The sequence below is a fragment of the Ectopseudomonas toyotomiensis genome, from assembly GCF_017167985.1.
In the GTDB taxonomy this organism is placed as follows: Bacteria; Pseudomonadota; Gammaproteobacteria; order Pseudomonadales; family Pseudomonadaceae; genus Aquipseudomonas; species Aquipseudomonas toyotomiensis.
Map to the genome: position 1 here is coordinate 4411403 of NZ_CP070505.1, position 13472 is coordinate 4424874.

At 62.1% G+C, this 13472-nt stretch carries 11 protein-coding genes; 10 read left to right on the forward strand and 1 reads right to left on the reverse strand.

Features of this window, described 5'->3' with window-relative positions; genetic code table 11:
* The first annotated feature begins 152 nt into the window (after nt 1-152).
* The 10 genes from JWV26_RS20410 to JWV26_RS20455 all read left to right on the forward strand — a co-directional run bounded on the left by JWV26_RS20410 (nt 153) and on the right by JWV26_RS20455 (nt 11680).
* Complete coding sequence (locus JWV26_RS20410) at nt 153-2966, forward strand: motility hub landmark protein FimV (RefSeq protein ID WP_206417682.1); 2814 nt, start codon at nt 153-155, stop codon at nt 2964-2966.
* 7 nt (nt 2967-2973) lie between these two features.
* A complete protein-coding gene (gene truA / locus JWV26_RS20415) occupies nt 2974-3837 on the forward strand; it encodes a tRNA pseudouridine(38-40) synthase TruA (protein WP_064494613.1) in 864 nt (287 codons plus the stop codon).
* Between the two features lie 24 nt (nt 3838-3861).
* Nucleotides 3862-4515: a phosphoribosylanthranilate isomerase gene (locus JWV26_RS20420; RefSeq protein WP_420890277.1), complete on the forward strand. Its 654-nt coding sequence runs from the start codon at nt 3862-3864 to the stop codon at nt 4513-4515.
* 138 nt (nt 4516-4653) lie between these two features.
* Nucleotides 4654-5538 (forward strand): acetyl-CoA carboxylase, carboxyltransferase subunit beta, encoded by an 885-nt coding sequence (gene accD, locus JWV26_RS20425; protein ID WP_045733087.1) that lies wholly within the window; start codon nt 4654-4656, stop codon nt 5536-5538.
* Nucleotides 5535-6812: a bifunctional tetrahydrofolate synthase/dihydrofolate synthase gene (gene folC, locus JWV26_RS20430; RefSeq protein ID WP_206417683.1), complete on the forward strand. Its 1278-nt coding sequence runs from the start codon at nt 5535-5537 to the stop codon at nt 6810-6812. The genes accD and folC overlap by 4 nt, the downstream gene beginning before the upstream one ends.
* A 14-nt stretch (nt 6813-6826) precedes the next feature.
* On the forward strand, nt 6827-7444 hold the full coding sequence (locus JWV26_RS20435) for an SPOR domain-containing protein (protein WP_206417684.1): 618 nt from the start codon (nt 6827-6829) through the stop codon (nt 7442-7444).
* Nucleotides 7445-7530: 86 nt separating this feature from the next.
* Complete coding sequence (locus tag JWV26_RS20440) at nt 7531-8052, forward strand: CvpA family protein (RefSeq protein ID WP_003461125.1); 522 nt, start codon at nt 7531-7533, stop codon at nt 8050-8052.
* A gap of 75 nt (nt 8053-8127) precedes the next feature.
* The gene (gene purF / locus JWV26_RS20445; RefSeq protein ID WP_003461126.1) at nt 8128-9636 is read left to right on the forward strand and encodes an amidophosphoribosyltransferase; all 1509 of its coding nucleotides are present in this window, start codon (nt 8128-8130) and stop codon (nt 9634-9636) included.
* Between the two features lie 53 nt (nt 9637-9689).
* Nucleotides 9690-10901 carry an O-succinylhomoserine sulfhydrylase gene (locus tag JWV26_RS20450; RefSeq protein ID WP_206417685.1) on the forward strand — a complete coding sequence of 404 codons (1212 nt, stop codon included), beginning with the start codon at nt 9690-9692 and terminating at the stop codon, nt 10899-10901.
* Between the two features lie 2 nt (nt 10902-10903).
* Nucleotides 10904-11680 carry an SDR family oxidoreductase gene (locus JWV26_RS20455; protein ID WP_206417686.1) on the forward strand — a complete coding sequence of 259 codons (777 nt, stop codon included), beginning with the start codon at nt 10904-10906 and terminating at the stop codon, nt 11678-11680.
* Nucleotides 11681-11805: 125 nt separating this feature from the next.
* On the opposite strand, the gene JWV26_RS20460 is transcribed toward JWV26_RS20455, so the two are convergent.
* Nucleotides 11806-13470, reverse strand: coding sequence for an electron transfer flavoprotein-ubiquinone oxidoreductase (locus JWV26_RS20460; RefSeq protein ID WP_206417687.1), 1665 nt, complete (start codon nt 13468-13470; stop codon nt 11806-11808).
* Nucleotides 13471-13472: the final 2 nt, after the last annotated feature.

The window sequence follows — 13472 nt, forward strand, 5'->3', positions numbered from 1 at the left end:
GATACTTACCTAGAAATTTGAAGAATCTTTCTAGCTTGGCAATACTGGCTGAGTTGATTGCTGAATGGGGAGCCGCTCGTGGAGCGGAGGCAGGCAGCAATTCTCAAGACCCTCTCGCATGCCGAGAAAAAGATAAAACAAGGGATAACGCTATGGTTCGGGTTCGCAAACTGGTGCTGGCAATCGCAGCCGCTTCCGCGCTGTCTTCCGGTATGGCGCATGCGCTGGGGTTGGGTGAGGTTACCCTGCAATCGTCGCTGAATCAGCCGCTGGTAGCGGAAATCGAATTGCTGGAGGTACGCGACCTTGCTTCCAATGAGGTGATTCCCAGCCTCGCGTCCCCTGAGGAGTTCATCAAGGCCGGCGTCGATCGTCAGTACTTTCTGACGGATCTCAAGTTCACCCCGGTATTGAAGCCCAACGGCAAGAGCGTTATCCGCATCACCTCGAGCAAGACCGTGCGTGAGCCTTATCTCAACTTCCTGGTTGAAGTGCTCTGGCCGAACGGTCGCTTGCTGCGTGAATACACCCTGCTGCTCGATCCGCCACTTTACTCGCCGCAATCGTCCGTAGCCGCTGCCCCGCAGTTGCCGGTTGCTGCGCCTGCGCCACGCCCAGCTGCTGCGCCTGCCGCTGCGCCGACCAGCGCCGCACCTGCTACGGCTCCGCGTCCTACCGCGCCGGCGCCGGCGTCGCGCGCCATTTCCGGTAACGAATACAGAACCACTGCCAACGATACGCTCTGGGAGATCGCCCAGCGTGTCGGCGGTGGTTCGGTCAATCAGACCATGTTGGCTATTCAGGATCTGAATCCGGATGCCTTCATCGGTGGCAATATCAACCGTATGAAGAGCGGTCAGGTGCTGCGTCTGCCGGACGAACAGCAGATTCGCAGCCGCAGTAATGCCGAGGCGATCACTCAGGTTGCCGAGCAGAATGCCGCCTGGCGCGAAGGCCGTGCTGTCGCTTCGCGTCAGTTGGATGCCACTCGCCGCACCGCGGCGGGCGCTGCGCCGGCGACTGCGGAGGCGGGTGATAGCCTGAAGCTGGTCGCTGCTGAGGCAGGTCAGTCCACTCGCGGTAGCGATACCGGTGCGGCTGGCAGCAAGGCACTGGCCGACAAGCTGGCAGTGACTCAGGAAAGCCTGGATTCGACTCGTCGTGAGAACGCCGAGCTGCAGAGTCGCGTAGGTGACCTGCAAAGCCAGCTGGACAAGCTGCAGCGTCTGGTGGAGCTGAAGGACAGCCAGTTGGCCAAGTTGCAGGCCGACCTGTCGGCAACGCCCGCGGCGCCCGCTACAACGGAAGAGCCGTCTGCGGAAACTCCGGCAGCAGCGCCTGAGGCCGAACCGCCCGCTGTGGAGGAGGCGGCCACTCCGCCGACTACGCCGCCTGAGGAGGCAGCGCCTGACTACAACTATTCCGAGGAGCCGGCTGCGTCTGTCGAGGACAGCGCCGCCGCAACCCAACAGCCGGCCAGTGAGCCGGCTGCTGCCGTTGAACCAGCCGCCCCGGCCAAGCCGGCCGAAGCAGCCAAACCTGCTGCACCTGCACCTGCACCGGCCCCACAGGGTTTTATTGATGACCTGATGGCTAACCCGATGACGCTGGGTCTGGCCGGTGGTGGGGCGCTTCTGCTTCTGTTGGTCGGCCTGATGGCGCTGTCGCGCCGCAACGCCCAGAAAGAGTCCGAGCTGCAAGATGAGTTGGCCGACGACCTGTCTCAGGAGCAGGCATTTGCCTCCGACCTGGATATGCCTGAAGACAGTTTCGCTGGCCTCGACGACGAGCCTGTGCAGGCCGCCCAGGCCGCTGGCGAGGAACGTGTCACGGCGCAGACTGGCGACGCGTTGGGCGAGGCTGATATCTACATTGCTTACGGGCGCTTCAATCAAGCGGCCGAACTGCTGCAGAACGCGATCAATGACGAGCCACACCGTGCCGATCTGCGTCTGAAGTTGATGGAAGTCTACGCCGAGCTGGGTGACCGCGAAGGCTTTGCCCGTCAGGATAATGAGCTGCGCGAGATCGGCGGGGTGAATGCTGAAGCCGAGCAGCTGAAATCCAAGTATCCAGCGATCGCAGCCTTCGCAGGTGCGGGTGCCGCAGCTGCCGCTGCCTCCGTCGATGACGACATGGGCGACTTCAGTCTGGATGACCTCAGCCTGGATGAGCCGACCGCAGAAGCGCCTGCTTCCACCGGCGGTGATCTGGATGATGCCTTCGATCTGAGCCTCGACGACCTCGAGGCCGATCTGGAGAGTGATGTTCAGTCGGCCAAGGCTGAGCAAGCGCCGTTGTCGCTGGATGATGATCTGGACTTCGGTCTGGTCGATGAGCCTGCCGCGCCGGCAGCTTCTGCCGACGACGATCTGGGCTTCGATCTCGCTTTGGATGATGACAAGGTTGAGCTGTCCCAGCCGTCCAACGATCTGTCCGCGTTCAGCCTGGATCTGGATGAGGCGACTCCGGCAGTCAGCGATGAAGCTGATGATTTCCTGTTGAGCCTCGATGACGATGCACCGCTGAACCAGCCGACCGACGATCTTTCCGATCTGAGCCTCGATCTGGCTGAAGAAGCGCCATCTGCCAATCTCGATCTGCCGGCTGACTTTGACCTCTCGCTCGAAGATGAAACTCCTGCTCAGCCGGCTGTTGCACCTGACAGCTTCGCCGCGCAGCTGGATGAAGTGACCGCTGAGCTGGATCAGCTGTCGACTGACTTCGAAGAGCCGCAAGCAGCTCCGCTGGCGCCGGCCAGCAGCCTGTCCGCTGATCTGGATGGCGATGATGACTTCGACTTCCTGTCCGGTACCGATGAAACCGCGACCAAGCTGGATCTGGCTCGGGCTTACATAGACATGGGCGACACCGAAGGTGCGCGCGACATTCTTGATGAAGTGATTGCCGAAGGCAGCGATGCCCAGCAGCAGGAAGCTCGCGAGATGATTGCCAAGATGGTTTGATTGATAGATGTCTGACGCAGTACCTGTAGCGGCCGCCGAAATGGCGGCCGCTGGCTTTTTCAGAATCGCCCTGGGCCTCGAATACAAGGGCGCACGTTATCGCGGATTCCAGCGCCAGGGCGCGAATGTTCCGTCGATCCAGGGGCACCTGGAAAATGCCTTGTCCAAGGTCGCCGGTGGTGCCCCGGTCAGCATTCTGTGCGCAGGGCGTACCGATGCCTCTGTGCATTCCAGTGGTCAGGTGGTGCATTTCGATACCACTGTCGAGCGTTCGCTGCACGCGTGGATCATGGGTGCCAACATGAATTTGCCCGGTGACATCAGCGTGACCTGGGCGAAGGTGATGCCGGCGCACTTTCATGCACGCTTCTCGGCCATGGCGCGACGTTACCGCTACGTGATCTACAACGATCCGATTCGTCCGGCGCACATGGCCGAGGAAGTCACCTGGAATCATCGACCGCTGAATGTGGCGCGCATGCGTGAAGCGGCCCTGGCGCTGGTCGGCACCCATGATTTCAGCGCCTTCCGGGCAACCCGCTGCCAGGCCAAGTCACCGATCAAGACCGTGCACCACCTGCAACTGATCGAGCATGGCCGCTTCATCGTGCTGGATATCCGCGCCAATGCTTTTCTGCATCATATGGTGCGTAACATCGCCGGTGTGTTGATGACCATTGGTGCGGGCGAGCGGCCGCCGGAATGGGCGCGCGAGGTGCTCGAGCGGGGCGATCGACATAGTGGGGGAGTGACGGCGCACCCCTACGGTCTATACCTGATACAGGTCGATTACCCGGAGGAGTTCGAATTGCCACAGCGCTATCTCGGGCCGCATTTTCTCTCCGGCCTGCCGGACGTGCGACAGCCATAACCCTTTGTTACCATCCGAGCCCGGATGGCGAGAGGTATGAACGTGACGGTCGTACGTAGCAAGATTTGCGGGATCACCCGCATCGAGGATGTTCTGGCAGCGGTGGAGGCGGGAGCCGACGCCATTGGTCTGGTGTTCTACGGGAAAAGCCCGCGAGCAGTCAGCATCGAGCAGGCCGCAGCTATCCTGCAGGCGTTACCGCCGTTCGTGACCAGTGTCGGGCTGTTCGTCGACATGCCGCGCGACGAGCTGCAGCAGTTGTTGCAGCGCCTGCCGTTGGATCTGCTGCAGTTTCACGGTGATGAGTCGCCGGCCGACTGTGAAGGCCATGGCCGCCCCTATATCAAGGCGCTGCGGGTTCGCCCTGGTGAGGATGTGGCGGCCGCCATGGCGCCCTACGCTGGTGCGCAGGGTATTCTGCTGGATACCTTCGTCGAGGGCGTGCCGGGTGGTACGGGCGCTTCGTTCGATTGGTCGCTGGTGCCTGAAGATGCCGCCAAGCCAATCATCCTGGCCGGCGGCCTGGATGCAGACAATGTCGCGGCGGCGATTCGCCAGGTGCGTCCCCATGCCGTGGATGTCAGTGGCGGGGTAGAGGCCAGTAAAGGCATAAAGGATGCAGGCAAGATTCGTGCATTCGTGCGGGCAGTGCGTGATGCACGATGTGACGGCGATTGAAGCAGGGCCGTCAATTAGCCTGTCACGCCGCCATGGCTCGTTTCGACGGGCGCTGGGTGCGGCAGAAAAGAATTGCTGGAGATGGGCGTTTCACGATGAGGCGTTCATCCGAACCAACGGTTATGGAGAAATGACAGCATGAGCAACTGGTTGGTAGACAAACTCATTCCCTCGATCATGCGTTCCGAGGTGAAGAAGAGCTCTGTGCCCGAGGGCCTGTGGCATAAATGTCCGTCCTGTGATGCCGTGCTCTACCGTCCTGAGCTGGAAAAGACACTTGATGTCTGCCCCAAGTGCAATCACCACATGCGTATCGGCGCTCGTGCGCGTATCGACCTCTTCCTCGATGCCGAAGGGCGTGAGGAGATCGGTGCCGATCTCGAGCCGGTCGACCGCCTGAAATTCCGCGACAGCAAGAAATACAAGGATCGTCTGGCCGGTGCGCAGAAGCAGACTGGCGAGAAAGACGCGCTGATCTCCATGAGCGGCACCCTCGAAGGTATGCCGATCGCCGTTTGCGCCTTCGAGTTCTCCTTCATGGGCGGCTCCATGGGCGCCATCGTTGGCGAGCGTTTCGTTCAGGCGGCCAATGTCGCGCTGGAAAAACGCTGTCCGCTGGTGTGCTTCTCCGCTTCCGGCGGCGCGCGCATGCAGGAAGCGCTGATCTCGCTGATGCAGATGGCCAAGACTTCCGCCGCGCTGGCGCGCCTGCGTGAAGAAGGCCTGCCGTTCATCTCCGTGCTGACTGACCCGGTCTATGGCGGTGTTTCCGCCAGTCTGGCGATGCTTGGTGATGTCATCGTGGCCGAGCCGAAGGCGCTGATCGGTTTTGCCGGCCCGCGCGTGATCGAGCAGACCGTGCGCGAGAAGCTGCCAGAAGGCTTCCAGCGTAGCGAGTTCCTGCTGGAACATGGCGCCATCGACATGATCATTTCGCGCAATGAACTGCGTCCGCGCCTGGCGCGTCTGCTTGCGCAAATGATGAATCGTCCCTCTCCGGTTTCCCTGCCGGCCACTGCATGACCGAACGTAGCCTGGGCGAGTGGCTCGCCTACCTCGAGCAGTTGCATCCATCGGCCATCGACATGGGGCTGGAGCGCTCGCGTGAGGTGGCGCAGCGGCTCGGCCTGGGCAAACCTGCGCCATTGGTGGTTACCGTCACCGGTACCAATGGCAAGGGCTCTACCTGCGCCTTTCTCGCCAGCCTGATCGCAGCCCAGGGGCAGCGTGTCGGTGTCTACAGTTCACCGCACCTGCTGCGTTACAACGAGCGTGTGTTGCTTGATGGGCGCGAGGCGAGCGATGAAGAGCTGTGTCAGGCTTTCGCGGCGGTCGAGGCCGCGCGTGGTGAAATTTCCCTGACCTATTTCGAGATGGGTACGCTGGCGGCCTTCTGGCTGTTCGAGCGTGCTCAGCTGGATGCCGTGGTGCTCGAAGTAGGCCTCGGTGGACGCCTGGATGCGGTGAATCTGGTCGATGCCGATCTGGCCCTGATCACCAGCATTGGCCTGGATCACGCGGACTGGCTGGGCGATACCCGTGAATCGGTCGCCTTCGAAAAGGCCGGGATCATGCGTGCTGGCATGCCCGCATTGTGCGGTGATCTCGACCCGCCGCAGCCCTTGTTGGAGCAGGCGGTGACTTTGGACACGCCGTTGTTCCTGCGTGGTCGTGACTATGATCTGAATGTGCAGGCGCAGGACTGGTCCTGGTATGGCCTCGATGCAAAAGGCCAGGTGCTGCGACTGGAGCAGCTGCCGCTTCTTGATCTGCCAATGGAAAACGCGGCGCTGGCGTTGCAGGCCTATGCGCTTCTGCCGCTGCCGTGGAATCACCAGCAGATCGTTCAGGCCCTGCTCGCCACGCGGGTAACCGGGCGTCTGGATCGTCGTGCGCTGGATTGGCGAGGCAAGTCACTCACACTGTTGCTCGATGTTGGGCATAATCCTCATGCCGCCGATTATCTGGCGCAGCGCCTGGAGAGTCGCCCGTTGATCGGGCGGCGTTGGGCGGTGTTCGGTTTGTTGGCCGACAAGGATCTGCCCGGCGTGGTGTCGCCGCTTCTGAGTCTGGTTGCTGGCTGGGCCGTGGCGCCGCTGGAAACGCCGCGTTCACGCTCTGCCGATGACCTGGCCGAGCACCTGCGGGGGCAGGGCGCGGTGGTGGTGCAGTACCCGGATGTGCGTACCGCGCTCGATGCGCAGTGCGAGCAGGCGGCAGAGGGTGACGAGATACTGTTGTTCGGATCGTTTTTCTGCGTGGCCGAGGCCCTGGATTGGCTGGCCCGCCCGGCTTGATAAGGGGATTGGGGATGGCAATGCTGGACAGTGGGCTCAAGCAGCGCATGGTCGGTGCTCTGGTGCTGGTGGCGCTGGCAGTGATTTTCCTGCCTATGCTGCTGTCGCGCGAGGATGAGATGCGCCGCGTGGTAGTGGATGCGCCGGCCATGCCGCAAGCGCCGACTGCTGCCGAGATCATCGTGCAGCCTGCCGAGGTCGTCGAGCCAGAGGAGTTGCCGCAGGAGCCGGTTCCCGTCGAAGAGGTGGAGCCTCAGATCGTCGAGGTGCCTGAGCAGCCCAAGCCGACCCCGCCGCCTGTCGCGCAGCAGGGCAAGCCCGATCCGGTCAAGACCGAACAGGCGGCGAGCGCTGCTCCTGCCAAGCCGGAAGGCCGCCTGGACGCCAACAGTCTGCCGATCAGCTGGTCGGTACAATTGGCCAGTTTGTCCAGTCGCGCTGGAGCGGAAAATCTGCAGAAAACGCTGCGCAGTCAGGGCTACAACGCCTATATCCGTACCTTCGACGGCATGAATCGGGTGTTTGTCGGTCCGTTGATCGAGCGCGCCGAGGCCGAGCGTCTGCGTGACCAGCTCAACCGCCAGCACAAACTCAGCGGTTTTGTCGTGCGCTTCCAGCCGGAAGCAGGCTAAGCAAGCAAGGGACTTTGCAGCGACTGGTTACCCGATGCGCCGGGCTCTGCTAAAATGCTCCGCCTTTTCCGCTGGTAGGCCGCACCGTGGTATTCACCTGGGTCGATTGGGCGATCATCGCCGTCATCGCCATTTCTAGTTTGATCAGTCTGAAGCGCGGCTTCGTCAAGGAAGCCCTGTCGCTGCTGACCTGGATCATCGCAGGTGTGGTCGCCTGGATGTTCGGTGGCGCACTGGCCCAGCATCTCGTCGAATTTATCGAAACGCCTTCCGCGCGGGTGATTGCAGCCTGTGCCATTCTCTTCATCGCCACCTTGCTGGTGGGCGCCCTGGTCAATTTCCTCATTGGTGAGCTGATTCGCGTGACTGGCCTGTCCGGTACCGACCGTTTTCTCGGCATGGTATTCGGCGCCGCACGTGGTGGTTTGTTGGTGGTGCTGCTGGTCGGGCTGATCAGCCTGGCGCCAGTGGAGCAGGATACGTGGTGGCAACAGTCGCAACTGGTGCCGCATTTTCTGATGGTCGCCGACTGGTCGAAGAACCTCATTCTGGGGTGGTCCGATCAGTGGTTTACCGGTGGATCGGCTCACCCAGCTGATCTGCTTTAAAAGAGTGACCGCTGCGGAGTAACCGCTGCATCGGTCGCTGAATTAGCCTGAACTATCTAGCAGGGGTCGTGGCACATGTGTGGCATCGTCGGTATCGTCGGTAAATCGAACGTCAATCAGGCGCTGTATGACGGGCTCACCGTCCTCCAGCACCGCGGCCAGGATGCTGCCGGTATTGTCACCAGCCATGATGGCCGCCTGTTCCTGCGCAAGGACAACGGCCTGGTACGTGACGTGTTCCAGCAGCGCCACATGCAGCGCCTGGTTGGCCATATGGGCATTGGCCATGTGCGCTACCCGACTGCTGGTAGCTCCAGCTCGGCCGAAGCTCAGCCGTTCTACGTCAACTCGCCCTACGGCATCACCCTGGCGCACAACGGCAACCTGACCAACGTCGAGCAGTTGGCCAAGGAAATCTACGAGTCCGATCTGCGTCACGTGAACACCAATTCCGATTCGGAAGTGCTGCTCAACGTGTTCGCCCATGAGCTGGCCCAGCGCGGCAAGCTGCAGCCGACCGAAGAAGATGTGTTCGCCGCCGTTACCCACGTGCACGAGCGCTGCCTGGGCGGTTACGCCGTCGTGGCGATGATCACCGGTTATGGCATCGTCGGCTTCCGCGACCCCAACGGCATTCGTCCGATCGTCTTCGGCCAGCGCCATACCGATGAAGGTGTCGAGTACATGATCGCGTCCGAGAGCGTATCGCTGGACGTGCTCGGCTTCACCCTGATCCGCGACCTGGCGCCGGGCGAGGCGGTCTACATCACCGAAGAAGGCAAGCTGTTCACCCGTCAGTGCGCGGCCAACCCGCAGTACGCGCCCTGCATCTTCGAGCACGTTTACCTGGCGCGCCCGGACTCGATCATGGACGGTATCTCGGTGTACAAGGCGCGTCTGCGCATGGGCGAGAAGCTGGCCGACAAGATCCTGCGCGAGCGTCCGGATCATGACATCGACGTGGTCATCCCGATTCCTGACACCAGCCGTACCGCGGCGCTGGAGCTGGCCAATCACCTGGGCGTGAAATTCCGCGAAGGTTTCGTCAAGAATCGCTACATCGGCCGTACCTTCATCATGCCCGGCCAGGCGGCGCGCAAGAAATCCGTACGGCAGAAGCTCAACGCCATCGAGCTGGAATTCCGCGGCAAGAACGTGATGCTGGTGGACGACTCCATCGTCCGTGGCACCACCTGCAAGCAGATCATTCAGATGGCCCGCGAGGCCGGCGCGAAGAATGTCTACTTCTGCTCGGCAGCCCCGGCGGTGCGCTACCCGAACGTCTACGGCATCGACATGCCCAGCGCTCATGAGCTGATCGCCCACGGCCGCAGCACCGAGGAGGTCTGCGAGCTGATCGGTGCCGACTGGCTGGTTTATCAAGACCTGCCGGACCTGATCGAAGCGGTCAGCGGCAGCAAGAAAATCAAGATCGACAACTTCGACTGTGCGGTATTCGACGGCAAGTATGTCACCGGTGACGTCGACGAGGCCTACCTGGACAAGATCGAGCAGGCGCGCAACGATGCCAGCAAGGTCAAGTCGCAGGCAGTCAGCGCGATCATCGATCTGTACAACAATTGATTCGAGCGGGCAGGGCAGCGGTCCTGCCTGGGCTGTTTTCGTGAGGAAGCGATATGACTCTGGAATGGGAAGCCGGCAGGCTCGACAGCGACCTGGATGGCGTAGGCTTCGACACCCTGGCGGTGCGTGCCGGCCAGCACCGTTCGCCTGAGGGCGAGCATGGCGAAGCGTTGTACCTGACGTCCAGTTACGTGTTCCGCACCGCTGCCGATGCCGCTGCGCGCTTTGCTGGTGAAGTGCCGGGCAACGTCTATTCGCGCTACACCAACCCAACCGTGCGCACTTTCGAGGAGCGCATTGCCGCACTGGAAGGCGCCGAGCAGGCTGTAGCCACTGCCTCCGGCATGTCGGCGATCCTCGCCATCGTCATGAGCCTGTGCAGTGGCGGCGACCATGTGCTGGTGTCACGCAGTGTGTTCGGCTCCACCATCAGCCTGTTCGAGAAGTACCTCAAGCGTTTCGGCATCGAGGTGGATTACGTGCCGCTGGCCGATCTGGAGGCCTGGCAGGGCGCGTTCAAACCTAATACCAAGCTGCTGTTCGTCGAATCGCCATCCAACCCGCTGGCCGAACTGGTGGATATCGCCGCACTGGCGGAGATCGCCCATGCCCGCGGCGCACTGCTGGCGGTGGACAACTGCTTCTGCACGCCGGCTCTGCAGCAGCCGCTGAAGCTCGGCGCCGATATCGTCATGCATTCGGCGACCAAGTACATCGACGGCCAGGGCCGTGGCCTGGGCGGTGTGGTGGCGGGGCGTAGCGAGCAGATGAAGGAAGTGGTCGGTTTCCTGCGTACCGCAGGCCCCACCCTCAGCCCGTTCAACGCCTGGATGTTCGTCAAGGGCCTGGAAACCCTGCGCATCCGTATGTGTGCGCAGAGTGAGAGTGCGATGCAGCTGGCGCTGTGGCTGGAGCAGCAGCCGCAGGTCGAGCGCGTGTATTACGCGGGGCTGCCCAGCCATCCGCAGCACGAGCTGGCGAAAAAGCAGCAGAGCGCCTTCGGTGCGGTGGTCAGTTTCGAAGTCAGGGGTGGCCGTGATGCCGCCTGGAAGGTGATCGATGCCACACGCGTCATCTCCATCACCACCAACCTCGGCGATACCAAGACCACCGTTGCCCATCCGGCTACCACCTCCCATGGCCGCCTGACGCCGCAGGAGCGTGCCAACGCCGGTATTCGCGACAACCTGATCCGCGTCGCTGTGGGCCTGGAAGAGCTGGAAGACCTCAAGGCGGATCTGGCGCGCGGCCTGGCTGCGCTCTGAGCATGCTGGAGTGGGGGACGAATGACACGCCCAACAACGGGCGTGTCGCCCTGGTCACCGGAGCTGCTCGCGGGATCGGCCTGGGTATCAGTGCCTGGCTGATCACCGAGGGTTGGCAGGTGGTGTTGGCCGACGTCGACCGCGAGCGTGGCTCCAGGGTGGCACGTGCTTTGGGTGATAACGCCTGGTTCGTGGCCATGGATGTAGCCAAGGAGGATCAGGTAAGCCTCGGTGTCGCCGAGGTGCTCGGTCAGTTCGGGCGTCTCGATGCGTTGGTATGCAATGCGGCTATCTCCGATCCGCACACGCCGCCGCTGGAGTCGCTCGACGTCAAGCGCTGGAATCGTCTGCTGGCGGTCAACCTGACCGGCGCCATGCTGCTGGCCAAGCATTGCGCGCCATATTTGCGTGGGCATCGCGGCGCCATCGTCAATATCGCCTCCACCCGCGCCAGCCAGTCCGAGGCCGATTGCGAGGCATACGCCGCGAGCAAGGGCGGGTTGGTTGCGCTCACTCACGCGCTGTCGATCAGCCTGGGCCCGGAGGTGCGGGTCAACTGCGTCAGCCCAGGCTGGATCGACTCTCGCGACCCGTCGCAGCAGCGCCTGGAGCCGCTGTCGGTGTTCGACCACGCACAGCATCCGGTCGGCCGTGTGGGCACGGTGGAAGATGTCGCGGCGCAGGTCGCCTGGCTGCTCTCCGATGCGGCGGGTTTCGTCACCGGGCAGGAGTTCGTCATCGACGGCGGCATGAGCCGCAAGATGATCTATCAGGATTGAATGCCTGTGGGAGCGAGCTCTGCTCGCGGAACGTGGCCTTGAAGCCTTCGCGAGCAGAGCTCGCTCCTACGGATTCGACAGAAACGAAAAGGCTCCCGAAGGAGCCTTTTTCATATCTGGCCGAACTACATGTTGGGGTAATTCGGGCCCCCGGTGCCTTCCGGGGCAACCCAGGTGATGTTCTGGGCCGGGTCCTTGATGTCGCAGGTCTTGCAGTGCACGCAGTTCTGCGCGTTGATCTGGAACTTCTTCTCGCCGTCTTCCTGCGTCACCACTTCGTATACGCCGGCCGGGCAGTAGCGTTGCGCCGGTTCGTCGTACAGCGGCAGGTTCTTCGCCAGCGGAATGCTCGGGTCGGTGAGCTTCAGGTGGCAGGGCTGCTCTTCTTCGTGGTTGGTGTTGGAGAGGAATACCGAGCTCAGTTTGTCGAAGCTCAGTTTGCCGTCCGGTTTCGGGTAGGCGATCTTTGCGCACTCGGCTGCCGGCTTCAGGCAGGCGTAATCCGGCTTGTTGTCGTGCAGGGTGAAGGGCGCCTTGCCGCCGAAGATGTTCTGGTCCAGCCAGTTGATGCCACCGCCGACGATGGCGCCGTATTTGTGGATGGCCGCACCGAAGTTACGGCTGCGGAACAGTTCGTCATAAAGCCAGCTAGCCTTGAAGCCATCCACATAGTTGTTCAGCTCATCGCCACCTTCGCGGCCGGCTGCCAGGGCTTCGGCGATGGCGTCGGCAGCGAGCATGCCGGACTTCATCGCAGTGTGGCTGCCCTTGATCTTGGCGAAGTTCAGGGTGCCGAGGTCACAGCCGATCAGGGCGCCGCCCGGGAAGACCATCTTCGGCAGCGAATTCAGGCCGCCCTTGCTGATGGCGCGTGCGCCGTAGGCAACGCGCTTGCCACCTTCCAGGTACTGGGCAATCACCGGGTGGTGCTTGTAGCGCTGGAATTCGTCGAACGGCGACAGGTGCGGGTTGGCATAGGACAGATCGATGATCAGACCCACCACGACCTGGTTGTTCTCCAGGTGGTAGAGGAAGGAGCCACCGGTATTTTCGGTGCCCATGATGTCCATCGGCCAGCCGGCAGTGTGCACCACCAGGCCTTGTTCATGCTTGGCCGGGTCGATGTCCCAGATTTCCTTGATGCCGATGCCGTAGTGCTGGGCGTCGGCTTCGCTGTCGAGGTTGTATTTCTTGATCAGTTGTTTGCCGATGTGGCCACGGCAGCCTTCGGCGAACAGGGTGTACTTGGCACGCAGTTCCATGCCGGGGGTGTAGTAGCCTTCCTTGGGGTTGCCTTCACGGTCGACACCCAGATCACCGGTGACGATGCCGCGTACCACGCCACTCTCGTCGATCAGCGCTTCCTGAGCGGCGAAGCCCGGGTAGATCTCGACGCCCAGGTTCTCGGCCTGCTGGGCCAGCCAGCGGCACAGGTTGCCCAGGGAAATGATGTAATTGCCTTCGTTGTGCATGGTTTTCGGCACAAAGAAGTCAGGAATTCGGGTAGCCTTGTCAGCGTCGCGCAACAGGTAGATGTCATCGCGCTTGACCGGGGTGTTCAGCGGGGCGCCGAGTTCTTTCCAGTCGGGGAAGAGTTCGTTCAGGGCGCGCGGTTCGAACACCGCACCAGAGAGGATGTGAGCGCCAACTTCGGAGCCTTTCTCGACCACGCAGACGCTGATCTCCTGACCCGCTTCAGCGGCTTTCTGCTTCAGTCGGCAGGCGGCGGACAGTCCGGACGGGCCGGCGCCGACGATGACGACGTCGAACTCCATAAATTCGCGTTCCACAG